The organism is Streptomyces sp. SP17BM10 (assembly GCF_036322405.1).
Lineage (GTDB): Bacteria > Actinomycetota > Actinomycetes > Streptomycetales > Streptomycetaceae > Kitasatospora.
In genome coordinates this window covers 118,569-141,603 of sequence record NZ_JAQYXB010000480.1, presented here as the reverse complement: position 1 = coordinate 141,603, position 23,035 = coordinate 118,569, and the positions used below count along the sequence as shown (strand labels likewise).

Genomic DNA, 23,035 nt, shown 5'->3' with positions numbered 1-23,035 from the left:
GCCGCGCCGGGTCTCCGAGGCGTGGGACCGAACGCGGCCCGCGTCGCGGCTGGAGGGTCTGCGGCGAGGGTGCGGGGATGTGCAAGATGGGGCTGCCCCGAACGCGTCCGGTCCCGCCGCGCGGCCGGTTCTCCCCTTCCGCCCCGCGCGCCCCGGCGGTCCGTTCGCATCCCCCACAAAAGCGACGGACCGCCGGGCCCGGCCCGCTCGGCCGTCGCGTTGGCGTCGGTTCAGGACCGGTCGGCCCCGCCGAGGCGGTCGCGTACCCGACGGATGCGGGCTTGGGCCCGTTCCTCGGTGTCGATGCCCTTGCGGACGCGGCACTCCAGCAGGCCGATGACGTCCTGGCCGAGGGGGAGGTCGGGCGACTTCTTCCACCGCTTGGGGCGGTGGCGGTGCAGGGCGCGATCGATCGTGTCCGTGCCCGGTTCGCCGGCCGCAGCGGCTCCCGCGAACGCGGCCAGGGCCATGTGCTCACGCCGCCGGTTGGCGCTGTTGGCCGCCCGCTTGTTCCTGCGGATGTTCCTGCGTGAGCTCTTGTCGTTCTCGCCGTAGTTGTTGCGTCCGTCCCTGAGGTAGCTCAGCAGCTTCTTCTGCTGGGGCGACTTGCGCTCCATGACCGGCCCCCGTTCGTGCTCCGATCGGGTCAGGCTAGCCAGTCCGGTGGACCGGGGCGAATATTCTGCCGGCGTCGACAACCTGCGCGTCCTGTCCGTTTGCGTTCTCACTATGCGCGTCGAACTGCGGGAACCTGATCAGGTGCGGTTCACGTCATGGTCATGTGAGAGAGCTTGCAACCGGACGTCGGGGGGAGTGGTCGTTGATGGACATCAAGGCGCGCGTGGGGAATCTGGGCAGCCGTTCGCGGGTGACCCTCGCCGTGGGGGTCGTTGCCGTGGTGGTGGCGGCCTGGGCGGTGCCGTCGGTCACCGGGACGCTCCACGCTCCTCAGCAGAACGTCGCGCGGGAGCAGGGCGGCGGCACTGCCACCGACGGGCACAACAGCGACGGCAGCGCCCAGGGCGGCGATGGCGGGACGCAGCAGCAGAGCGGGATATCCGACGGCATAGCCCATGCCTCCGAGGCGGGCGGGAACGCCGTCAACATCACGATCGACGACGGCCCGGACCCCGTGTGGACGCCGAAGGTCCTCGACGTGCTCAAGCGCCACGGCGTGAAGGCGACGTTCTGCATGATCGGGCCGCAGGCCAAGGCCCACCCCGACCTGGTCAAGCAGGTCATCGCGGCCGGGCACCGGCTGTGCGACCACACCGTGGACCACGACACGTCGATGGACAAGAAGCCCGTCGCGTACCAGGAGAAGGAGATCCTGGACGCGAAGAAGATGATCGAGGACGCGGCCGGCGGCGGTGCCCAGGTGCTGTACTACCGGGCTCCGGGCGGTGCGTTCACTCCCGACAGCCGGCGCATCGCCGCCACGAACGGGATGCGTCCGCTCGGCTGGAACATCGACTCCAAGGACTTCGACAAGCCCGGCACCGCCGCGATCGTCAACACGGTCAAGAAGGAGATCGGCAACGGCCCGACCCTCCTGTTCCACGACGGCGGCGGCGACCGCCAGCAGACCGTCGAGGCCCTCGACCAGGTGCTCACCTGGCTGAAGGCCCAGGGCCGTGCCACCGGCTTCCCGGTCCGCACCACCCCGTGACGCGCCGTCGGGCGGCGGGCGGCTGATGGCGGGCGGGACGCGGAGGTAGCGGGCAGAGGGGGATCCGCACAGGGGGTCGTACGGGGTTCCAGCAGGCGGGGCGGCGGGGCGAACGGGGTTCGTCCCGCTTATTGACGCCCCGTCTAACCCGTCGGTAACTTCGAGGACATGCCAACGAAACCCCCGTCCCACCGGGGGTGTTGAGCGAGCCGCAGTTCGTGCCGTCCCCACCCCCATCACTCCGGGTGCGACACGACACCCCCCACCGAAGGAGCACCCCCATGCCGCTCCGTGCTGCCGCATCCCGTGTGTCCGCCATCGCCGTTGCCGCCGCCGCAGGGTTCGCCCTCGTCGCGGCGAGTCCGGCGTCGGCGGCCGCCCCGGTGAACTACGTGGCCCTCGGCGACAGTTACAGCGCCGCCTCAGGCAACTTCCCGCTCGACCCCGCCGCCCCGCTGCTGTGCGCCCGTTCGACGAAGAACTATGCGCACCTCATCGCCGCCCGCACCGGCGCCCGCCTCACGGACGTGAGCTGTGGCGGCGCCCAGACGAAGGACTTCGCCGGAGGCCAGTACCCGGGCGTCGCGCCCCAGCTCGCCGCCGTCGGCGCGAACACCGACGTCGTCACCCTGACGATCGGCGGCAACGACAACAACACCTTCATCAGCTCGATCCTCGCCTGTGGCAGCCTCGGCGTGCTGACCGCCGGCTTCGGCAGCCCCTGCAAGGACATGTACGGCGACAGCTTCGACCAGACCATCGACACCAAGACGGGCCCGGCCGTCGAGGCCGCGCTGCGCGCCGTCAGGAACAAGGCGCCGCACGCGCGCGTCGCGATCCTCGGCTACCCGTGGATCGTCCCGGCCACCGCGGACCCGTCCTGCTACCCGAAGATGCCGCTCGCCTCGGGCGACGTCCCGTACCTGCGCGACCTGCAGACCCACCTGAACCAGGCCGTCAGGAAGGCCGCCGCCGCGACCGGGGCGACCTACGTCGACATGAGCGCCGTGTCGAACGGCCACGACGCCTGCGCGCCGGTCGGCACGCGGTGGATCGAGCCGCTGTTCTTCGGCACGAGCCTCGCGCTCGTCCACCCCAACCCGCTGGGCGAGTCGAAGATGGCGGACCGGGCGATGGCCGCCCTGCATCTGTCCTAACCGCGGGGTCCCGAACCCACCTCCAGCCACCGCGCCGGCAGATCGATCGGGCGGCCGTCCGCGGCGGGCTCCGTGAGGGTCAGCGGCATGTCGCCGGACGCGAGGACCGTGAGCCCCGCGTCGTGGAACAGTTCGGCGGACGTTCCGTCGGCGACCTCGGCGGGCGCGAGGCCGTGCGCGAAGACGGGCCGCAGCTTCGGCGGCGGTCCGTCGGGGCGTTGGGCGAGGCCCCTGAGGACGGGCTTCGCCGCCTCGGACGGCTCGACGACGAAGGCCCGGCCGCGCCGCCCGACCAGCGTCGCGACGTGGCGTGCGGCCGTGCGCGACGGGTCCGCGTCCCAGATGACGCCGCCCGGCTCGTCGGGCGCCGCCTGCCAGAAGCCCTCCCAGGCGTTCCGGTACCGGGTCGTGACGCTCATGCGGGGAACCTTCCGCTGAAGAGGAGGACGGCGGCAGGGCGTTCAGGCGCGGGGGCCGAGGGAGAGGATCTTCGTGCGGGTGGTGCCGTCGGGGGTGTCGTAGGTGACGGTCTCGCCGGCGTGGCAGCCGAGGAGGGCGCGGCCGAGCGGGCTGTCGGCGGTGATCAGGGCCTCGTCGAGGTCCTCGGCCAGCTCGCCGAGGTGGAACGTCGCCTCCTCGCCGTCCGAGAACCGCACGGTGACGGTGCTGCCGACCCCCACGGCGTCGGTGGACGGCGGGCCGGCCACGGCCGCCTCGCGGATGCGTTCCTCGATCTCGGCGATCCGGCGGTCGATGCGGGCGACGTCGTCCGCCCGCTGCAGTTCGTCGGCCTCGTCGGCGCGGTCCCCCGTGGGCTCGCCCTCGCGCAGGGTCCCGGCGACGGCGTCCCGGCCGACGCGCAGCTCGGTGAGTTCCTGCCGGAGGGCGTGGAGGGCGTCGGCGCTGATGGGCTCGGGTCCGTCGGTCATGACGTGCTCCCGTGGGTGCGGGTGGGTGCTGGTCGGACGGGACGGGACGTACGCGCACGCCTCCATTAGCTCATCGGGCGGTGGGCGGGGCAACTCCGCTTGCGTTCCGCTGCGCGGTGTGGTCACGCGTGCAGGCCGCCGAGGAGTGCGGCGAGGTAACGGTGGGCGGTGCCGAGCCGGTTGGAGCGCGCGGAGGCGGGGGCGGTCGCGTGGTGGACGTCGACCGCGTGGGCGACGCCGCACATGAGCGGGACGAGGTCGGCGGCGGTCACGTCGCGGCGGAGGACCCCGGCCTCGTGGGCGCGGCGGAGGAGCGCGGTGCCGGACTCGAAGAGCGCCGCCTTGAGTTCCGTGGTGCGCGGTAGGGCGTCCCTGGCGGCGGCGGTGACGGGGGCGAGCGAGGCGTCGGTGACCTGGGCCTCGACGGTGCGGTAGAGGAAGCCCTCCAGCGCCGCCCAGGCGTCCGCGTCCTCCTTCGCCTGCTCGCCGTGGGCGACCAGGGCCTCCAGGCACGGCGCGGCGACGGTCTCCAGCAGCGCCTCGGGGGTGGCGAAGTGCCGGTAGACGGTGCCGACGCCGAGCCCGGCCCTGCGCGCGACGTCGTTCAGGTGGAGCGGCTCGCCCCGGTCGACGAGGCCGCGGGCGACGGCGACGATGTGCTCCCAGTTGCGGGCGGCGTCCTTGCGCAGGGGCGGCGTCGGGATCGGCATCCGGTCATCCTAACCGGATGGACGATCCGGAACGCTTCGGGTGTTCAGGGCGACTCGAGCAGGGTGTGCGCCTCGCTGAGGCGGCGCACGGCCGCCGCGATGCGCGGGTCGGTCGCGGCGCGGAACGGTGCCACCGGACGGGTGTCGGCACCGATGACGACCCCGGTCCGGCCGGCCAGGCCTTCGTCCGTGGCGGCGACGATCGACGGGCGCGCGGCGACGGCCGCGGGCCCGGACGTCGAGCGCTCGAACTTCCGCCGCACCAGCGGCCAGAGCAGCCGGAGCGCGGGCGAGACGATCCGCGGATCGGTGAGCGTGCCGTCCGTCATCTCCGTCGCCGCGCCCCCCGGATCGGCGGCGAAGACGGACACGCCCGTGCCGTCGAGCCGCGCCGCCAGGTCGAGCGTGTACGCGAGGTTGGCGAGCTTGGCGCGGCCGTACCAGTGGAACCCGTAGTACCCGCCCGGCGGTTCGGCCGCCTCGAACGTCCGCTTGGCGAGCCCCACCGCGGCCGACGTCACGTTGACGACCCGGCTCGGCGCGCCGGCCGCGAGGGTCGGCAGGAGGAGCTCCGTCAGCAGGTACGGCGAGAGGTGGTTGACGACGAAGGACGCCTCGACGCCGTCCAGGACGCGGCGTTCGGGGAACATCGCCCCCACGTTGTTGACCAGGACGGTGAGCGGTTCGCCCGAGGCGGCGTGCTCGGCGGCGAACCGCCCGGCGAGCGCCCGCACCTGGGGGAGGGAGGAGAGGTCGGCGGCGACGAAGCGGGCGGGGTGCGCCGGGCGCGTCGCGTCGATCCGCTCGACCGCCCGGCCCCCGCGGTCCGCGCTGCGCCCGACCACGGTGACCGCGTAGCCGGCCGCGGCCAGGCCGAGTGCCGTCTCCAGGCCGATCCCGCCCGTTCCGGCCGTGACGACTGCCGTCTTCCTCATGCTGCCCCTCCTTGGAGCTATTCGGATGGATCATCCGTTTCGTGGGCTCGACGGTAACACAAGTGGATGACCTATCCGTTTGTCGGGCGTCGGTACGCAGCTGCGGGAAAGCGGCGCGCCGCCGCCAGGACGGCCGCGTGGTCTGCGCGCTTGTGGACGAGGAGCGCAGTGCCCGGCAGCGTCGGTTGATCGGCGACGTGGTGGGGATCGCCGACGGCGTGGGGGTGGAGGTGTGGCTGCGCGGCGGCTGGGCGACGGACTTCTTCCTCGGCCGGGTGACCCGTGACCACGAGGACGTCGACTGGTTCGCCTGGGCCGTAGACGCTCCCGCGCTGACGGCGGCCCTGACGGCAGCCGGTCACGAGCCGCTGCCCGGCCGGCCGCCGACCAGCAACTCGACTTCCGCCGGGACGGCGAGGACAACAGCTTCGCCCTCCTCGACCGCGACGCCGCCGGACGCGTCGTCGTCGCCGGCGTTGACCCGTCAGCGGGCGGAGCCGAACCCGTCCGGGCGGAGCGCATCGATCCAGGACGTGAAGTCCCGCGACTCGATCTCGAAGCCCTCGGGGCCGAGATCGCCGAGGTCCGACGAGAACACGGCGGAGCCCGGATCGCCGGCCCGCACGAGGAAACCGCGGCCGCCGCTGTCGTCGCCGATCAGGACGAACCCCGACGCGTACCGGGCGACTTCGTACGTGGCGTTGCGCTCGCCGATGCAGTCGGCCGAGTACACGGTGACCCCGGCATCCGTCATCAGGTCGGCCGACTGCCGCCACAGCGCCGGCAGCGCGGCCGGGCCGCTGCGCCTTCTCGACGGGGACTTCCCCGCGCGGGAGGCCATGGCGGCGATCGCCGAGCACAACCTGGTGCTGACGCTCGGAGACTGGTGAACGGCTGGTGGTCGGCCGGCGCCAGGTGCCGGACGAACGCGCCGACGCGGATGTGGAGCCTCGAGGGCGAGGGCGGCGACGATCTTGGAATCGGCGTTCCAGGTGAGCGAGGGGCGACGTGCCGGCCATCGAGCACTTCGATCCGGACGCCGCGCCGGCGACCGTCGGGTCGGCTTGACAGGGCGCCACCGGCTGCCGCTCTTGGACGGCGGCGGGTCAGGGCGTTGCCGGGCCCCGGGGGCTCGCGCGGACGACGGCCTGGTCGCCGCGCGGTCCGAACAGGTGCAGGATCTCCACGGCGCCGGTGCCCGTCGGGCCGAACCAGTGCGGTTCCGCGGTGTCGAACTCGGCCACCTCGCCCGGCCGGAGCGTGTGTTCGCGGTCGCCGAGGATGAGGCGCAGCTCGCCCGCGAGGACGTAGAGCCACTCGTAGCCCTCGTGGGTGACGAGCTTCGGCTCGCGGGGGGCCAGGAGGTGCTTGAACACCTGGACCCGGCCCGGGTATTGGGTCAGGGGCACGAGGACACTGCCGTCGTCCTTGCGCAGCGGTGTGAGGTGGACCCGGGGGTCGCCGGTGGCCGGTGCGGCCACGAGCTGGTCGAGGGGGACGCGGTGCGCACGCGCGAGGGGGATGAGCAGATCCAGGGTGGGGCGCCGTAGGCCCGACTCGAGGCGGGACAGGGTGCTCACCGAGAGTCCGGTCGTGGTGGCCAGTGCCTCCAGCGTGAGGCCCCGGTCGCGGCGCAGGGTGCGCAGCCGCGGTCCGATGGCGTCGAGGATCCGTTCCAGTTCTGCGTCCACGCCGTCCAGTCTCCACACGTTTGCGGTCTTCGCAAAAACACTGGTCGGTGGCGGTCGGCCTGCCCGAGCCTGGCCGGGTCGGTACTCCCGTACGTGAAAGGCGGACCATGACCGCGACCGTCACCCACCCCGTCGAGCCCGTCCTGAGCGCGCGCAACCGCTGGACGGTGCTGGCGGTGTGCTGCCTGAGCATGTTCCTGGTGGGCCTGGACACCACCGTCGTCAACGTGGGCCTGCCCGCCATCGGGCGCGGCCTGGGCGTCGGCGTCCGCAGCCTGGAGTGGACCGTCGACGCCTACACGGTCGTCCTGGCCGGCCTGCTGATCTCCTCCGGCGCGCTGGCGGACCGCTTCGGGCGCCGCCGGGTGTTCCGGACCGGACTGGCCGTGTTCGGCGCGGCCTCGCTGCTCTGCGCGGCGGCGCCCTCGGTGGGCTGGCTCGTGGCCGCCCGTGCCGCGCAGGGCGTCGGCGCCTCGATGCTCAGCCCGGTGGCGCTCGCGATCGTGGTGAACGCGATGCCGGACCCGAAGGAGCGGGCGCGGGCGATCGGCATCTGGGCGTCCGTCTTCGGGCTCAGCATGGCGGTGGGCCCCGTCACCGGTGGTGCGCTCCTGGCCGGGCTGGGCTGGCGGTCGCTGTTCTGGATCAACGCTCCGGTCATCCTGGTCGCCCTGGTGCTCAGCGCGCTGTTCGTGCCCGAGTCCCGGGGGCCGCGGGCGCGCCGGCTGGACCTCCCGGGGCAGGCACTGCTGGCGGTCGTCATCGCGGCGGGGGTCGGCGTCCTGATCGAGGGCCCGCGCATCGGCTGGACCTCACCGGCCGCGCTGGCCGCCTACGCGCTGGTGTCCCTCGCGACTGCCGCCTTCGTGTGGGTCGAGTCGCGTCGGACCGAGCCGCTGATGGACCTGGGGCTCTTCCGCAGCCCGGTGTTCAGCGGTGCCGTCCTGGGCGCCGTGGCCGTGTTCGTCGCCCTGAACGTCACGCTGCTGCTCACCACCCTCTACCTGCAGCACGCGCGGGGTTTCACGCCGCTGGAGGCCGGTGCGGCGACCCTGCCGATGGCGGTCGGCGCCACGGTGTGCGCGCCCTGGTCCGGCCGTCTGGTCGGCAGGCACGGAGCGCGACGGCCTTTGACCGTGGCCGGTCTGTTCATCCTGGCCGGCGGCCTGTGCCTGGTGGGGCTCGACCGGAACACGAGCGTGGCCCTGCTGCTGGGCGCCTACCTGCTCATCGGCATCGGCTTCGGCTTCGCCAACGCGCCGATCACCAACACCGCGGTCGGCGGACTGCCGCCCGCCCGGGCGGGCGTGGCCGGCGCGATCACGTCCACCGCACGGCAGGTCGGCTCCGCCCTCGGCATCGCGCTCGCCGGTGCCCTCGTCGCGCACGCCGGCCCGGCGGAGCTCGCGCACGCCTCACGCCCGGGGTGGGTCCTGGTGGCGGGCTGCGGATCGCTCCTGCTCCTCACGGCCCGGGCGCCGCGCTCGTAGGATCCTCGGAAACGTGGAGTACGTGGAGTACGAGGCGAGGGGGACGCGATGGGCACGGCGTTGCGGACGTTCGAGGCGGCGGGCGGATGGCCGGAGGTCCGGGGACAGGCGGCCGAGCTCGCCGAGCTGGACGAGGCGGTCGAGTTCGCGGTGCGGTGGCACGGCGACCAGCGCCGCCCGGCGGGGGAGCCGTACCTGGAGCACCTGTTGGAGGCCGTCCGCGTCCTGGTCGAGGGCGTCGGCGTGACCGACGCGGACGTGCTGCGGGCGGCGGTCCTGCACGACGTCGTCGAGGACACCGGATGCACGGCGGACGAGGTGCGCGAGCGATTCGGCCCGCGCGTCGCGGAGTTGGTCGCGTGGGTGACGAAGGACGAGCCCGCCGAGGGCCAGTCCAAGGCGGAGGCCAGGGCGGCGTACCTCGACCGGCTGCGCGACGCGCCCGAGGACGCGGTGGTGCTGAAGCTCGCCGACCGCCTGAGCAACGTCCAGCGCCTGGACACCCACCCCCGCCCGGAGAAGCGCCGCACGTACTACCGGGAGACGCTGACCACGATCGTCCCGCTGGCCGAGGCACACCCGTGGTTCCACGCGTGGTTCACCGCCTGGGCCCGCGAGTTCGCGTATCTGGACGCTGCCTAGCTCAGCCGGTCAGGGCCGCGAGTTCGGCGTCGGCGCGCCGGCGGACCAGGGTCAGGACGCGGCCGGCGGCGGCCAGGTCGTCGGCGGGGATGCCGGCCCAGACGCGGGCGCTGACGGGGGCCGTCTGCGCGGTGACGGCGGCCATCACCGCGCGACCCGCGTCCGTGGGGCGCAGGTGCGGGCCCTCCTCGACGAGCGGCTGCTCGGCGAGCAGCTCGTCGAGCGTGGCGCGGATGTCGGCCGGGGCGGCCTTGAGGGAGGCGTGGACCTGGGCGACGAGGTGATCCGGGGTCTGCGGGGCGTCGGCGGTGAGGGCGGCGCGCAGGGCGGTCTGCTGCTGGCAGGAGCTGCTGTAGCAGGTCCTGGACGACTGCGATGGCCCGCCGTGTGACGTCCTGCCCCTGTGCGGTGAGGGCGAGTTGGACGGCGCGGGGGTCGCGTGGGTCGCGGGCGCGATCGACATGGCTACTATTTCCGCGAGGGTGGGCGCCTCGGCCCGGCCGGGCGGGCGGTGGGAAGCTGTGAGCCATGATCGACATCCCGCGCTTCGGTATCAGTCCGGTGGTGGCCCCGGTGGCGGACTCCTGGCATACGATCGACGCCTGGCTGGGCCGGCACGCACCAGCCGGCGCCGCCCGGCTGCGCCCGCCCGCGACACCGGAGGTGATCGGGCGGGCCGAGGAACGCCTGGGCTTCGCCCTCCCCGCCGATCTGCGGGAGTCGCTGCTCTGCCACGACGGGGAGGAGGGCCGCCACTTCGGTTCGCTCCCGAGCGGTCCGCTCTACTCGACCGAGCGGATCGTCGAGACCCGCGGGACGAGGATGCGCCACTGGGACGCCGACGACCCCGACGAGGCGCAGACGCCGTGGTGGGGCACCCTGTGGGTCCCGTTCGCGGGCCGGGACGGCGACGACCACTTCATCGACGCCGGCCCCGGCCTCTGGCGCGACCACCTCGGCTACGCCGCCCACGACGACTGCGCCCACTTCCTCGGGTGGCCGACCCTCGGGGCGTGGCTCCAGGCGGTGGCGGAGGCGATGCTGCACCACGACGATCCCGACCACGCCACCCAGCTGCACCGGCCGGTGCTCCGCCGGGACGGGACGGTCGAATGGTGACCCCGGCTCGGCGGGAGCTGGTTCAGCCGGAGCGGAGGATCCGGAAGCGTCCGAGGTCCGCCGGGTCGCGGTCGACGACCTGGACCGGTGGCCAGGCCCACTGGTGGACGCTCACGCCCGATGCGCGCGAGAAGCGGATCCGGCCGCGGGTGCCCTCGACGTCGGTGCTCGTCCAGGCATCGGCGATGTGCTTCCGGTCCGTGCCGTGAGACCGGAGGACGTCGGCGAGCACGGTGATCGTGTCGTGGCCCTCGAACGCGACGAACGAGGGCTCCTGGCCGAGTTGCTCCCGCAGCGCCGTCTCGACCCGTGCGCCGAGCGGGCCGAGGCGCTCGGGCAGGTAGCGGAGGAACGGTACCGCCGCGCCTTCGTCGCCCAGCAGCTCCGTCCACTCCGCGAACTCCGGTTGCCCCGCCGGAGCGCCGATCAGCACCTCGGTGAGGCGCTCGTCGCCGCGCACGGCCTTGACCACCGACACGGCCGGCTCCGGGGCGCCGGTCAGCAGGAGGAGCACCGTCGCGCCGTCGTGGGCGAGGTGGTCGCACACGGCGTCGGGGGACAGCTCGCCGACGTCGAGTTCGACGACCGTCCCGCCGCGCGGAGCGAGGTGCTCCCGAAGGATGCGGGTCCCGGAGGCCCAGTAGACGCTCGGCTGGATGGCGACGGCGATCCGGCGGTGGCCCGCGCCCAGGAGGAAGTCCGCGTAGACCCGCCAACTGTGCGACTGCGCCGGGCAGATCCGCGCGACCCTCTCCGTCGGCCGCTCCGTGAGCGCGTCGAGGACGGCCGACGAGCAGAGGTACGGCAGCCCGCGGGCGTCGGCCCTGGCGGCAGCGGCGCGGGCGACGACGCTGTGGTACTCCCCGGCCAGCGCCACCGCACCCAGGTCCGCCAACTCGTCCACCGCCGCCTCGGCCCGCTGCGGATCGGCGGCGGTGTCCCGGGCCAGCAGTTCGAGCGGCCTGCCGTCGATCCCGCCGGCGCCGTTGACCTCACGGACGGCCAGCTCCAACCCGGCGAGCAGGTGCCGGCCCGCCTCGACCCAGCCCGGTCGCGTCAGCGGGGCGAGGGCGCCGATGAGGATGGACGAGCCGTCAGCGTGCGGAGGAGGTAGGGGTGACGGCGCGGGCGTAGTCATGCGTGGGAGTCTTCCCGTGGGGCCGGGGTCGCGCAAGCGATCTTTCCCTTACGCCGGGCGTCACGCTCGGCGCGCGTCACGACGACCTGTCGAGCGGATCCGCCCCTGGGGTCGGCGGATCCGCTTCGTGACCGCGACGAACACGCGCAGCTTCGGCGACGCCGTGGCCCGGCCGACGCTGAGGGCTCATTCCTGGAGTTCCGGCGGGGCGCCAGCCCGGCGTCCCGCAGGCCCGGCGGGCGGAGAACCTCGTCGGCGGTGCCTTCGAGCTCGTGAAGGACGAGGAGCCCAGGGCCGGCCTCGTGACGTTCCGCGCCGAGGGGTCCAACGGGGTGGGGCTGGGGCGCGGAGTCCGTGTCGTCGCCCGGTCGTCGTGGCCTCCGGTGATCACATGTCCGACCGGAAATCGCCGTTCTGAGCGGCCCGGACGCCCAGGCCTTCGGCGAAGGCGTGCGCGGCGGCGAGGTCGTCGGCGTTGGGGCGGGCCTTGCTGATGCCGCCGACGAGCTTGAACGGGAGCCAGGTGTCGAAGCCGCGGCACGAGAAGGTGTCGGACACCGCGAAGCCCTTCCGTTCGAGCCGTCGAACGAGGGGCCCGGTGAAGGGCCGGAACCCCGGCTCGGGAAGCCCGCTGGTGGTGAACACGAACGCCTTCCCCCGCCCGCCCTCGGGCAGCGCCGAGACGAACCGGCGCAGCCGCGGGTGGCACCGCCCCGAGAAGATCCCCGACCCGAAGCCCACGAGGTCGTAGGCGGAGAGGTCGGCGACGTCCACCTCCTCGGGCGCGACGACCGGGGCCGCCAGGGCCCGCCCCATGACGTCGGCGACCCGCTGGGTGTTCCCGTGGGACACGGACGTGCACACGATGATGGCCTTCATGGCTGATTCCCTTCCGCTGCCGGAGTTCCGTCCGGGTGCGGCCGCCGCCTCGCGCAACGGCCACACCCAACGGGTAGACCGGGCAGCGCCGACGGACGTGACATCGCCGGGGAGGAACTTCAACAGCCGGTCGCGGAGGCGGAAGGGTCCTGGACCGCGGTGACCTGTCCGGGATCTCCGTAGCCGGCTCGGCCTGCACGAGGTCCTCCAGGTCCCGGACCGCGCCCCGGAGGCCGGACCCGGCCGCGAAATTCGGCGGCCTGCACGCGTCCGGGCGGCTATCGTCCCCACCGATGAAAGCGCTGACCACGACGCACCCGCCGTAGGTACCTCCGGAAAGCCCGGAGGGCCTTACGGAGGCTCTCGATGTCCCGAACAGCCCGCACGACTCCCCGGCATCTCCGCGTCCGCGAGGGCATGGCGGAGTCCGTGTCCCTGCGCGACCTGCGCTACTCGACCGCCGAACTGTCCGACGCCGCACGCGAAGGCCGTCGGCCTGCCCCGACGGCGACGCGTCGCCGGATCATTACCTGGGAGTACCTCGCGCTCGACTACCGGACGGCCTCGTTCCCGACCTGGATCGCCGCGGCCGAGGCCGGCGCCCGCCTCCGGGGCCGGCTCGACGCGCAGCGGATCCGCGGTCTCCACCGTGCCGGTCACTCCGTCGACGGCGCGGACATCCCGCCGGTCCGCCACCGGCGCGGGCTGCGCTGGCTCCTCCTGTAGGCCCGGCGCCCCGCGAAATCGACTGGCGCGCCGCCTGCGACGGCGGGATGCTCCGGGGGAGTCCCGAGTCGTCCAGCCATGGAGTCGAGATGATCGCAGGTGTGCCCGTCGTCGATGCGCCGGCCGGGGTGGTGCGCGGTGGCTGGGAGGGCGGGGTGGCGGTCTTCCGGGGGATGCCCTTCGCGAAGGCGCCCGTCGGTGTCCGCCGCTTCGGTGCGCCCGAGCCCGTCGGGCGGTGGGGCGGAGTGCGGGACGCGACGGCGTTCGGGCCTCCTCCGCCGCAGGGCGGCGCGCTGGGCATGGGGGCGCTGTCGCGCGACCAGCCCGGCGACGACTGGCTGACGGTGAACGTCTGGACGCCCGAGCCCGGTCCGGGCGCCGCGCTGCCGGTGATGGTGTGGATCCACGGCGGCGGCTACACCGTCGGTACGGGCGCCCTCCCCGAGTACGACGGCGGACGCCTCGCGCGCGAGGGCGGGGTCGTCCTGGTGACGCTCAACTACCGGGTGGGGCTGGAGGGGTTCGGGCACGTCGAAGGGGCACCCGACAACCGGGGGTTGCTCGACCAGGTCGCCGCACTGACATGGGTGCGGGACAACATCCGCGCCTTCGGCGGTGATCCGGACCGCGTGACCGTCTTCGGCCAGTCCGCCGGGGGCGGTTCGGTGGCGGCACTGCTCGCGATGCCGCGCGCGGCCGGGCTCTTCCGGCGGGCCGTCGCCCAGAGCGCGCAGGGCACGTTCTTCACGCGCGGGCTCGCCGCCGACATCGCGACCGTCTGCGCGGCCGAGCTGGGCCTGCGGCCCACGGCGGCCGACCTCGCCGGGGTGCCGCCCGCCGAACTGGCCGCCGCCGGGGACGCGGTCGCCGCGACGATGGCCCGGTGGGCGGAGCGCTGGGGCCCGATCGCGCACCGGTCGGTGCCGTACTCGCCGGTCGTCGATGGTGACTCCCTGCCCGTAACCCCCTGGCAGGCCCTGGCCGCCGGCGCCTGCGCGGACGTCGACCTCCTCGTCGGCCACACGCGCGACGAGCAGCGGCTGCTCACCGCGCTCGAGGGCCTCCTCGGCCAGGTGACGCCCGAACAGGCCGCGGCCGCCCTGGCGGCCTTCGGCCCGGATGCGGGCGCCGCCCGGCGCTACCGGGACGGCTACCCGGCGGCAGGCCCGGACGAGCTGCACGAACTGGTGCTGTCCGACTGGCTGTTCCGCATGCCGAGCCTCCGCCTCGCCGAAGCCCGGACCGCTGCCGGCAGCACGGCCCACGTCTACGAGCTGACCTGGCCCGCCCCCGGCATGGGCGGCGTCCTCGGGGCGTGCCACGGCCTCGACGTGCCCCTGGTCTTCGGCAACCTCGACCGCGGCCAGCCCGCCCTCCTGCTCGGCGAGAGCCCGCCCCCGGAGGCGGAGGCCGTGTCGGCCCAACTGCGCGCCGCGTGGACGTCCTTCGCCACGAGCGGAGACCCGGGCTGGCCGCCGTACGACGCCGGGCAGCGTCGCACCCGGCGGTTCGACACGGTTCCGGCCGTCGTCCCGTACCCCGAGGAGACGTCCCGCCGGATCTGGCAGGACCACGACTTCCGCGCCCTGCCGTTGCTCGGCGGTTAGCGTCCTGGCCCGGGGCCTCCGAGCCGCCGCCCTTGACGACGTACTGGGCGAGCACGCTCGCACCAGCCAGTCGGAGGCCACGCGCAGGCTCGGCCACGCACAGTCGAGTGACGTTGACATGCGGCAGACACGAACGTTCACCTATTCGGGTGTAGAAGATCGTCCGAAGCGCTGCTGAACCCGCCCGTCCGCCTACGGTTGGGGGCGAGCGAGAGGGTCGGCTCCGGATAAATCCGTTCGGAGTGGTCTGTTCCCTTTCTCACTGGGCGAGATGACGCCCCGTCACGTCCTTCGCAACCCCCTACTCAGTGGGAGGCCCCTCCATGCCCATGGGCACCACACCGGAGTCACCGTCGGCGCAGCGGCCTCGGACCCGCGCCACCCTCGCGGCGGTGCGACCATGAGCGCCGCGGCCACGACCGAATCCGCCATCGGCCGGATCCTGCGCGGCCCGACGGGCCTCGGGACGGCGAGCCTCTACCCGACCCCGCCGGCCGTCGAGGCCCCGATCGCCGAGACCGCGATCGCCGAGGTCCCGGCCGTCGAGGCCCCGGCTGCCGAACTCCCCGTCGCCCCGGCCCCGTCCGCCTCGATCCCCGGGGTGCCGGTCCTGGACGTCCCGCTGCTCGACCCCACGAGCAGCCCGTCGCCGAGCACGCTCGCCCGGGCCGCCGAGGCCCCGGCCGGGGGCGGCAAGCCGAAGGTGGGCGACCCGGTTCCGGGTCTGTACCACCACCCGATCGTCGAGCCCGATCCCGTGCGGGTCGAGGAGCTGAGCCTCAGGATCAAGGCCTGGGCGATCGACGAGGTGCAGCTCTACCCGCCGGAGTGGGAGGACCAGTTCGACGGCTTCTCCACCGGGCGCTACATGGTGGCCTGCCACCCCGACGCGCCGAGTGTCGACCACCTGATGCTGGCTGCACGGCTGATGGTCGCCGAGAACGTGGTGGACGACTGCTACTGCGAGGACCACGGCGGGTCGCCGATCGGCCTCGGCGGGCGCCTGCTGATGGCGCACACCGCGCTCGACCGGTTGCACACCACTGCGGAGTACCACGGGCCGTGGGAGGAATCGCTGTCCGCGGACGCCCCCCGGCGGGCGTACCGGTCGGCGATGGACTACTTCACCCGGGCCGCCACGCCCTCGCAGTCGGACCGCTTCCGGCACGACATGGCGCGGCTGCACCTCGGGTACCTCGCCGAGGCGTCGTGGGCCGAGACGGACCACGTCCCGCAGGTGTGGGAGTACCTGACGATGCGTCAGTTCAACAACTTCCGCCCCTGCCCGACGATCACCGACACCGTCGGCGCCTACGAGCTGCCGTCCGAGCTGCACGCCCTGCCCGCGATGCAGCGCGTGATCGCCCTCGCGGGCAACGCCACCACGATCGTCAACGACCTGTACTCCTACACCAAGGAGCTCGCCAGCCCCGGCCGGCACCTGAACCTGCCGGTGGTGCTCGCCGAGCGGGAGAACCTCTCGGACCGCGACGGCTACCTCAAGGCGGTCGAGGTCCACAACGAGCTCATGCACGCCTTCGAGGCGGAGTCGGCCGCGCTCGCCGCGAGCTGCCCCGTTCCGACCCTGCTGCGCTTCCTCCAGGGCGTGGCGGCGTGGCTCGACGGCAACCACTACTGGCACCAGACGAACACGTTCCGGTACACGTTGCCCGACTTCTGGTGACGTCCGGGGTCCCGGCCCGGAACCGGGTGCCGTCCCGGGCCCAGCGCCAGTCCCCGTCCCGGGCCCTGTCCCCGCCCCGGTGACCACCCACGACCACGTTCCGACACAACTGATCACCTTTTTCCCCTGTCCTGCAAGGAGTTCGACGCATGTCCCTCACCGACGACCTCGCCACTCAGTCCGGCGCCTCGATCCCCGGCCCGGCGACTCCCTACCAGGGCGACATCGCGCGCTACTGGGACCATGAGGCCCGGCCCGTGAACCTTCGCCTGGGTGACGTCGACGGCCTCTACCACCACCACTACGGCATCGGCGCGATCGACGAGGCCGCCATCGGCGACCCCGAGGACAGCGAGCGCGAGAAGAAGGTCATCGCCGAGCTCCACCGCCTGGAGTCCGCCCAGGCGGACGTGCTGCTCGACAACCTCGGCGCGATCTCCCCGGACCACACGCTCGTCGACGCCGGCTGCGGGCGCGGCGGCTCCATGGTGATGGCCCACCAGCGCTTCGGCTGCAAGGTCCAGGGCCTGACGCTCTCCACCCAGCAGGCCGAGTTCGGCAACAACCGCGCCCGCGAGCTGGGCATCGGCGACTTCGTCCGCTCGCACGTCCACAACATGCTGGACATGCCGTTCGAGACCGGCTCGATCGCCGGCTCGTGGAACAACGAGTCCAGCATGTACGTCGACCTGCACGACCTGTTCGCCGAGCACTCGCGCGTGCTGTCGGTCGGCGGCCGGTACGTCACCATCACCGGCTGCTGGAACCCGCGCTACGGCCAGCCGTCCAAGTACGTCTCGCAGATCAACGCGCACTTCGAGTGCAACATCCACTCGCGCCGCGAGTACCTGCGCGCCATGGCGGACAACCGCCTCGTGCCCCAGGCCGTCATCGACCTGACGCCGGACACCCTGCCGTACTGGGAGCTGCGCGCCACCACCTCGCTCGTCACGGGCATCGAGGAGGCGTTCATCAACTCCTACAAGGACGGCTCGTTCCAGTACGTCCTGATCGCCGCCGACCGGGTCTGACCGGCCGCCACCGACGCCGCCGACGGCCGTCCCGCACCCGCGGGGCGGCCGTCGCCGTTCGCGCGGCCGGGGGGGCTTGAAGGCGTGCCCCGCCGTGGTCCAAACCTGTTGGGGGAAAAGTGGGTTGGGTGCGCCCGGTCCGCCGAATCCGGAACAGTATTCCGAGGCTCATTCAGTGAATGGCTACACGCGTAAACTTCGGGTCAGGTCGGCTCGAATCAGCCGCGGATCCGCCCTGGCATGCCACTTCACCTGCACGAACACCGCTCTTAATCGTTCCTTACCCTTTCCCGTTGACCCGCGTTCATCAGCTCTGCTTTCCTTCATGCCCAGCAGACGGCGGAACCGACGCGCAGTCAATTCCCAAGGGCGTAGCGAACCCGCTGAATTGGCATGGGCGAATTCACCGTCGGTCCCTTCCCCACAAGGGATCGCCCGCGGCCCCCCAGCCGTGCCGGGCGATCGGAACGAGAGAGGCACCCTCACCCCATGGGTCACTCCCGCACTATTCGTCGCGTCAAGTACGCGGCACTCACCGGCGTGGCGTCACTGGCGCTCGCCGCCGCCGGTCTGGCCGGCGCGGCCGGCACCGCCACCGCGCAGGACATCTCCGGGGCGAAGGCCGACACCGGCAACGAGTTCAACCCCTGGAGCCCGCAGAACGGCCACGAGTACCGCCACGGCGCGGTGCCGGGCATGAAGCAGCACGAGAACTACAAGAAGTTCGTCGCGGCCCAGCAGCAGGCGGCGGCCACCGGCCAGCAGACCCTGTCCTACGGCGGCGGCGTGGACGGCATCGGCGTCCAGAGCGGCCACTCCAAGGTCTACCTGGTCTTCTACGGGAACCAGTGGGGCACCCAGAGCACCGACTCCAACGGCAACGCCGCCTTCTCGAACGACTCGGCGGGCGCCGCGGGCGCGACCCAGCAGATGTTCAAGGGTATCGGCACCAACGGCGAGACCTGGTCGGCCGACCTGACCCAGTGGTGCGACGGCCCCAACGTCGCTACCGGCGCCACCAGTTGCCCGTCGAACGCCAACTTCGTGCCGTACCAGAGCGGCGGCGTGCTGTCCGGCGTCTGGTACGACAACGCGGGCGCCTCGCCGCAGCAGTCGACCGGCAACCAGCTGGCCCAGGAGGCCGTCAAGGCCGCCGGACACTTCGGCAACACGACGGCCGCGGCCAACCGCGACGCGTACTACGTCATCCTGTCGCCGCACGGCACCAACCCGGACGACTACCAGAACCCGACCACCGGGTACTGCGCCTGGCACGACTGGAACGGCGACACGACGCTGAACGGCGGCGCGGCCTCCTCGCCCTACGGCGACATCGCGTTCTCCAACCAGCCGTACAACATCGACGCGGGTGCCAACTGCGGCGTCGGCTTCGTCAACTCGCCCGGCACGCTGGACGGCTGGACGATGACCCTCGGCCACGAGTGGCACGAGATGATGTCCGACCAGAACCCGGCGGGCGGCTGGACCAACCACGTCAGCGGCAGCAGCTACAACGGCCAGGAGAACTCCGACGAGTGCGCCTGGCTCAAGCCCGGCACCACCGGCGGCGCCGCGAACGTCTCGTTCGGCTCCTTCGGCACCTTCGCCGAGCAGGCCAGCTGGTCCAACGACACCAACTCCTGCGCGATCTCGCACGCCATCCTGACCCACGGCAACACGGTGACCGTCACCAACCCGGGCGGCCAGAGCGGCACCGTCGGCACGGCGGCGAGCCTGCAGATCCACGCCACCGACTCGGCCTCCGGCCAGACCCTGACCTACGCGGCCACCGGCCTGCCGGCCGGCCTGTCGATCAACTCCTCGACCGGCCTGATCTCCGGCACCCCGACCGCCGCCGGCACCTCCAGCGTGACGGTCACCGCGACCGACACCACCGGCGCCGCGGGCAGCACCTCCTTCAGCTGGACCGAGAACGGCACCGGTGGCGGCAGCGCCATCACCAACGGTGGCTTCGAGGCCGGCAACACCTCCGGCTGGACCGCCGCGGGCTCCACCTCCGCCCCGGCCGCCGCCGCCCACTCGGGCAGCTACGGCGCGATGGTCGGCTCGACCAACCCGACCGGTGACTCCAGCCTCGCCCAGACGTTCACCGCCCCGGCCGGCTCCAGCAAGGTCTCCTTCTGGTACAGCAACACCTGCCCGGACACCGTGACCTACGACTGGGCCACCGCCACCCTGAAGGACAACACCACCGGCACCACCACCACGGTCCTCGCCAAGACCTGCGCCGCCTCCGCGGCCTGGACCAACAAGACGGCGACCGTGACCCCGGGCCACAGCTACACCCTCACCCTGTCGAACCACGACGACAACTACGCAGGTGACCCGACCTTCACCTACTACGACGACGTGACCGTCTCCTGACGCCCGTCTGACAGCCGGTACCACCGACCGCACCGGGGCGGGCCACAGGGCCCGCCCCGGTGCGGCGCCTTTCCCCCGGCTTTACCGCTTCTTTCCTGGTCAGGAGGGATCCGACCGGGCCCCGGCCGCGTCCAACCGGCACCACAGCAGCTCCCCACCAGCACGAGGGAACCCCACCGTGAACCTGAGACGACCCGCCGCCCTGGCCCTGGCCTCCGCCCTCCTCGCCCTGACCGGCTGCGCCTCCACCGGCGCCTCCACCGCCTCCTCCACCGGGGCGGGCGCATCGGCGACTCCCACCCCGAGCCCCGCGGCGGTCACGGTGGACGAACACGCCGACCGCACCACGGTGAAGATCCCGGTCGGCTCGACCGTCACCGTCCAGCTCCACAGCACTTACTGGTCCGCCCCGGCCAGCTCGGCCGCCGACATCGCCGCCCCGAGCGGCACCCCGACGACCGCGCCGTCCCCGTCCTGCCGCCCCGGCGGCGGCTGCGGTACCGTGACGACCGCGTTCACCGCCCACGCGGCCGGCACCGTCCACCTCACCGCGACCCGCACCGTCTGCGGTGAGGCCCTCGCGTGCGGGCCGGACCAGCGCACGTACGACGTCACGGTGGAGGTCACCGGCTGAGCGCCGGCGTCCGACCTCCGGACCCGTGGGCAGCGGCCCGGGCCCAGGCCCGGGCCGGCACCGTGCGGGCGGGCCTCCTGGAACAACCGGCCCAGCCGCCCTGCTTCGTCGCCGGCGCCCATCCCGACCACCCGGATCCGCCCGCGTGCCCCCCCTCCGACGACGGCCACGCGCTGGAGTACCTCGCGCCACCGATCGGCTGATCAGCCGCGCAGGTGGGCCAGGAGGTCGTCGCCCGCCGGATACGGGGGCTCCTCGGGGAGCAGCGCGCGGGCGGCCGTCAGGTCGCGGGCCCGGACGAGCTCATGGACCTCGTGGGCGAGGGCCGTCACGTCGGTGATGCCGACGATCCACTCGTCCGCGTACCGGTGGGCGGCCTCGCCGGAGAGCCCGAGCTGCAACGCCCGGTGGGGGAGCGCCTGGAGGTGGAGGTCGCGCTCCGGATCCCACTGGACGCGGGCGGGAGCGGTCTTCAACGCGCGCTGCCAGGTGGCCCGGTCGGGGTGGAGGCCCCGCGCGTAGTGCGAGAGGCACGCGTTGCGCAGCGCCCACTCGAAGCCCTCGCGCGTGATCTCGACGGCGAGGACGGTCTCCTGGCCGGCCTTGGCACCCCATCCGCAGCGGTACATCATCCACAGGAACGACGGCTTGATCCACGTCATGCGGTCCCGCTTCCACGCGGGCGGGAAGCGGCCGTCACGGGCGGCGGGCAGGCCGATCGCCGGGGAGTACGCCTGGTAGACGGTGAGCGTCTCCGGCGTTCGGCGGGCGCGGATCTGGTGCAGCGGTACGTCCATCACGGGCCCGAGCATGCCGCCCTTCGGCCCGTTCCACCAGGGATTTTACGGGCTCACCCGGCGGCGGGCACGGAGAAGTCGAAGACGGCGCGGGTCTGCGCCTTCATCACGCAGTCGTTGGCGAAGGTCTTGCCGTACTCGACGTGCCGTCCGTTCCACGTGCCGTACGCCTTCGCGGTGACGGCGCTGTAGATCATCGGGCACATGCCGTCCCGGTGGGCGATCCGGGCCACGTCGCCGTCGGCCGCCGCGAGGTCCCGGCAGGCCTGGGCGGCGTGGGGGTGACCGGTCGCCAGGCCGTCGTCGGGGCAGTGCAGGGTGGCGCTGTCACGGCCGATCAGCTCCCGGTCGCCGGAGCCGGTGAAGACCGCGACGTTCAGCCAGTTCGCGGACGTCGTCCGGGCGTGCGCCGCCGTGGCCGCCGTGGCCGGCGCGGCGAGGGCGAGCAATGCGAGGACCCCGGCGGCGGTGGTGCGGGGCTTGGACATGGGGGTGCTCCCTCGGGGACGGCGACCGGCCGGACGGACAACGAGTCACCCGTGCCACGAGACACGCATCCTTACCCGGAAAGAGGCAACCGGACACCTGTTCTCGCCGTCAAGAAGGGTGTGAAACTGACAGGCACGCCCTTCTTCGTCCTCTCGCTCGTCCTCGTCCCGCTGTCCATAGGCCTCCTGATGTACTTCTGGAACCGGGTGCGCGGGCCGCAGCCGCTCCTCTTCGGGACGCGGTTCGCGATGGTGCTGTTCGCTCAGGCCACCGCCGTGACGCTGGTGTTCGTGATGGTGAACAACGACAACCACCTCTACGGCGGCTGGGACGACCTGCTCGGCACCGGCAACCACGTCCGGGCCGTGCCGGTGCCGCCCGCGGGCGACGCGACGGCGGCGGCGAATCCGCCCGGACAGGCCCGGGTGATCCAGCAGTTCGGGCCCGTGGACGACAAGGCCGTGCCGAAGGACGTCAAGACGACCGACCTGAAGGGCCGCGTCTCCGGGGTGGACGGCGAGGTCCTGGTCTGGACGCCGCCGCAGTACGACGACCCGGCGTACAAGGACAAGAAGTTCCCCGTCGTCGAACTGCTCGCCGGCTTCCCGGGCTCGTCGAGCGCGTGGTTCGGCAGCATGAACGCCTCCAAGCAGCTGGCACCGCTGATGAAGTCCGGTCAGGTCGCGCCGTTCATCCTGGTCTCGCCGCGCGTCGTGCTGCTGCCCGGGCACATCGACACCGGCTGCGCGGACGTGCCCGGCAAGGTCAACGCCGAGACCTGGCTGGCGCGGGACGTGCCGCAGATGGTCCTCGACAACTTCCGCGCCGAGCCCGGCCCCGAGAACTGGGCCGTGGCCGGCTACTCGGCGGGCGCGCACTGCGCGGCTCGGCTCGGCATCGCGCACTCGAACCGCTTCCACGCGGCCGTGAGCATGTCCGGCTACAACGACCCGATGGGCGAGAACGACTCGCTGACCGCCAAGGACTCGCACCTGCGGGAGATCTCCAACCCGCTCTACATGCTGCAGCACGCGCAGACCCCGCCGAACGTCGCGCTGTACGTGACGGGCAAGAAGGGCGACGGCTACGAGGACGCCGTCGCGCTGCAGAAGGCCGCGAAGGCGCCGACCGCCGTCACCCCGGTCGAGGTGAACGGGCCGCACCTGACGTCCACGTGGGAGCCGATGGTGCCGTCGGTGTTCGCGTGGCTGACCCAGGCGGTCGGGAAGACGGGCTGATCACCGGAGCAGGTCCACGGATCGACGGCGACGGCCGCGTAGGCGAAGACCTGCGCGGCCGTCCTCGCGACGCATCGACATGGCG

24 protein-coding genes are annotated in these 23,035 nt (G+C 72.9%); 13 read left to right on the top strand and 11 right to left on the bottom strand.

All coding sequences use genetic code 11. The annotated features are described in order from the left end of the window. Positions 1 to 230 precede the first annotated feature (230 nt). Positions 231 to 617, bottom strand: coding sequence for a hypothetical protein (locus PUR71_RS08245; RefSeq protein ID WP_329925704.1), 387 nt, complete (start codon positions 615 to 617; stop codon positions 231 to 233). A gap of 206 nt (positions 618 to 823) precedes the next feature. Here PUR71_RS08245 and PUR71_RS08240 point away from each other — a divergent pair, with 206 nt between their 5' ends. Together PUR71_RS08240 and PUR71_RS08235 are read left to right on the top strand one after the other, a co-directional pair. Beyond that, positions 824 to 1,669 carry a polysaccharide deacetylase family protein gene (locus PUR71_RS08240; RefSeq protein ID WP_329925703.1) on the top strand — a complete coding sequence of 282 codons (846 nt, stop codon included), beginning with the start codon at positions 824 to 826 and terminating at the stop codon, positions 1,667 to 1,669. A gap of 281 nt (positions 1,670 to 1,950) precedes the next feature. Continuing rightward, positions 1,951 to 2,826, top strand: a complete 876-nt coding sequence (locus PUR71_RS08235) for an SGNH/GDSL hydrolase family protein (protein WP_329925702.1) — start codon at positions 1,951 to 1,953, stop codon at positions 2,824 to 2,826. Here PUR71_RS08235 and PUR71_RS08230 read toward each other — a convergent pair. The 4 genes from PUR71_RS08230 to PUR71_RS08215 all read right to left on the bottom strand — a co-directional run bounded on the left by PUR71_RS08230 (position 2,823) and on the right by PUR71_RS08215 (position 5,400). Next, complete coding sequence (locus PUR71_RS08230; protein ID WP_329925701.1) at positions 2,823 to 3,245, bottom strand: hypothetical protein; 423 nt, start codon at positions 3,243 to 3,245, stop codon at positions 2,823 to 2,825. The two genes, PUR71_RS08235 and PUR71_RS08230, sit on opposite strands and share 4 nt — an antisense overlap. A 42-nt stretch (positions 3,246 to 3,287) precedes the next feature. After that, positions 3,288 to 3,755 carry a GreA/GreB family elongation factor gene (locus PUR71_RS08225; protein WP_329925700.1) on the bottom strand — a complete coding sequence of 156 codons (468 nt, stop codon included), beginning with the start codon at positions 3,753 to 3,755 and terminating at the stop codon, positions 3,288 to 3,290. Positions 3,756 to 3,877: 122 nt separating this feature from the next. Next, positions 3,878 to 4,465 (bottom strand): TetR/AcrR family transcriptional regulator, encoded by a 588-nt coding sequence (locus PUR71_RS08220; RefSeq protein WP_329925699.1) that lies wholly within the window; start codon positions 4,463 to 4,465, stop codon positions 3,878 to 3,880. A 44-nt stretch (positions 4,466 to 4,509) separates the two neighbouring features. Beyond that, positions 4,510 to 5,400, bottom strand: a complete 891-nt coding sequence (locus tag PUR71_RS08215; protein ID WP_329925698.1) for an SDR family NAD(P)-dependent oxidoreductase — start codon at positions 5,398 to 5,400, stop codon at positions 4,510 to 4,512. A gap of 62 nt (positions 5,401 to 5,462) precedes the next feature. Between PUR71_RS08215 and PUR71_RS08210 the strand changes: the two genes are divergently transcribed. Then, entirely contained in the window at positions 5,463 to 6,290 is an 828-nt protein-coding gene (locus tag PUR71_RS08210; protein WP_329925696.1) for a nucleotidyltransferase domain-containing protein, read from the top strand. Positions 6,291 to 6,506: 216 nt separating this feature from the next. Here PUR71_RS08210 and PUR71_RS08205 read toward each other — a convergent pair whose 3' ends face one another. After that, positions 6,507 to 7,091 carry a helix-turn-helix domain-containing protein gene (locus PUR71_RS08205; RefSeq protein ID WP_329925695.1) on the bottom strand — a complete coding sequence of 195 codons (585 nt, stop codon included), beginning with the start codon at positions 7,089 to 7,091 and terminating at the stop codon, positions 6,507 to 6,509. A gap of 107 nt (positions 7,092 to 7,198) precedes the next feature. Between PUR71_RS08205 and PUR71_RS08200 the strand changes: the two genes are divergently transcribed. Then, positions 7,199 to 8,581, top strand: coding sequence for an MFS transporter (locus PUR71_RS08200; RefSeq protein WP_329925694.1), 1,383 nt, complete (start codon positions 7,199 to 7,201; stop codon positions 8,579 to 8,581). A gap of 48 nt (positions 8,582 to 8,629) precedes the next feature. Further along, complete coding sequence (locus tag PUR71_RS08195) at positions 8,630 to 9,223, top strand: HD domain-containing protein (RefSeq protein WP_329925693.1); 594 nt, start codon at positions 8,630 to 8,632, stop codon at positions 9,221 to 9,223. 1 nt (position 9,224) lies between these two features. Here PUR71_RS08195 and PUR71_RS08190 read toward each other — a convergent pair whose 3' ends face one another. Next, positions 9,225 to 9,686, bottom strand: a complete 462-nt coding sequence (locus PUR71_RS08190; protein ID WP_329925692.1) for a MarR family transcriptional regulator — start codon at positions 9,684 to 9,686, stop codon at positions 9,225 to 9,227. Positions 9,687 to 9,751: 65 nt separating this feature from the next. Between PUR71_RS08190 and PUR71_RS08185 the strand changes: the two genes are divergently transcribed. Beyond that, positions 9,752 to 10,342, top strand: a complete 591-nt coding sequence (locus PUR71_RS08185; RefSeq protein ID WP_329925690.1) for an SMI1/KNR4 family protein — start codon at positions 9,752 to 9,754, stop codon at positions 10,340 to 10,342. 22 nt (positions 10,343 to 10,364) lie between these two features. On the opposite strand, the gene PUR71_RS08180 is transcribed toward PUR71_RS08185, so the two are convergent. Both PUR71_RS08180 and PUR71_RS08175 read right to left on the bottom strand, forming a co-directional pair. Then, positions 10,365 to 11,480 (bottom strand): ABC transporter substrate-binding protein, encoded by a 1,116-nt coding sequence (locus PUR71_RS08180; RefSeq protein ID WP_329925689.1) that lies wholly within the window; start codon positions 11,478 to 11,480, stop codon positions 10,365 to 10,367. Between the two features lie 387 nt (positions 11,481 to 11,867). Next, positions 11,868 to 12,359, bottom strand: a complete 492-nt coding sequence (locus PUR71_RS08175) for a flavodoxin family protein (protein ID WP_329925688.1) — start codon at positions 12,357 to 12,359, stop codon at positions 11,868 to 11,870. Between the two features lie 366 nt (positions 12,360 to 12,725). On the opposite strand from PUR71_RS08175, the gene PUR71_RS08170 reads away from it, so the two are divergent. The 6 genes from PUR71_RS08170 to PUR71_RS08145 all read left to right on the top strand — a co-directional run bounded on the left by PUR71_RS08170 (position 12,726) and on the right by PUR71_RS08145 (position 20,426). Next, a complete protein-coding gene (locus PUR71_RS08170; protein WP_329925687.1) occupies positions 12,726 to 13,085 on the top strand; it encodes a hypothetical protein in 360 nt (119 codons plus the stop codon). Between the two features lie 89 nt (positions 13,086 to 13,174). Continuing rightward, entirely contained in the window at positions 13,175 to 14,692 is a 1,518-nt protein-coding gene (locus PUR71_RS08165; protein WP_329925686.1) for a carboxylesterase/lipase family protein, read from the top strand. Positions 14,693 to 15,092: 400 nt separating this feature from the next. Next, positions 15,093 to 16,376, top strand: coding sequence for a family 2 encapsulin nanocompartment cargo protein terpene cyclase (locus PUR71_RS08160; RefSeq protein WP_329925685.1), 1,284 nt, complete (start codon positions 15,093 to 15,095; stop codon positions 16,374 to 16,376). Positions 16,377 to 16,525: 149 nt separating this feature from the next. After that, complete coding sequence (locus PUR71_RS08155; RefSeq protein WP_329925684.1) at positions 16,526 to 17,407, top strand: geranyl diphosphate 2-C-methyltransferase; 882 nt, start codon at positions 16,526 to 16,528, stop codon at positions 17,405 to 17,407. A 489-nt stretch (positions 17,408 to 17,896) separates the two neighbouring features. Beyond that, entirely contained in the window at positions 17,897 to 19,792 is a 1,896-nt protein-coding gene (locus PUR71_RS08150) for a putative Ig domain-containing protein (RefSeq protein ID WP_329925683.1), read from the top strand. Between the two features lie 178 nt (positions 19,793 to 19,970). Beyond that, on the top strand, positions 19,971 to 20,426 hold the full coding sequence (locus tag PUR71_RS08145) for a hypothetical protein (RefSeq protein ID WP_329925682.1): 456 nt from the start codon (positions 19,971 to 19,973) through the stop codon (positions 20,424 to 20,426). Positions 20,427 to 20,629: 203 nt separating this feature from the next. Here the strand turns inward: PUR71_RS08145 and PUR71_RS08140 are convergent, their stop codons facing one another. Together PUR71_RS08140 and PUR71_RS08135 are read right to left on the bottom strand one after the other, a co-directional pair. Beyond that, entirely contained in the window at positions 20,630 to 21,223 is a 594-nt protein-coding gene (locus PUR71_RS08140) for a DUF4291 domain-containing protein (RefSeq protein WP_329925804.1), read from the bottom strand. A gap of 53 nt (positions 21,224 to 21,276) precedes the next feature. Next, a complete protein-coding gene (locus PUR71_RS08135; RefSeq protein ID WP_329925681.1) occupies positions 21,277 to 21,711 on the bottom strand; it encodes an SSI family serine proteinase inhibitor in 435 nt (144 codons plus the stop codon). 120 nt (positions 21,712 to 21,831) lie between these two features. Between PUR71_RS08135 and PUR71_RS08130 the strand changes: the two genes are divergently transcribed. After that, positions 21,832 to 22,950: an alpha/beta hydrolase gene (locus tag PUR71_RS08130; protein WP_329925680.1), complete on the top strand. Its 1,119-nt coding sequence runs from the start codon at positions 21,832 to 21,834 to the stop codon at positions 22,948 to 22,950. Positions 22,951 to 23,035: the final 85 nt, after the last annotated feature.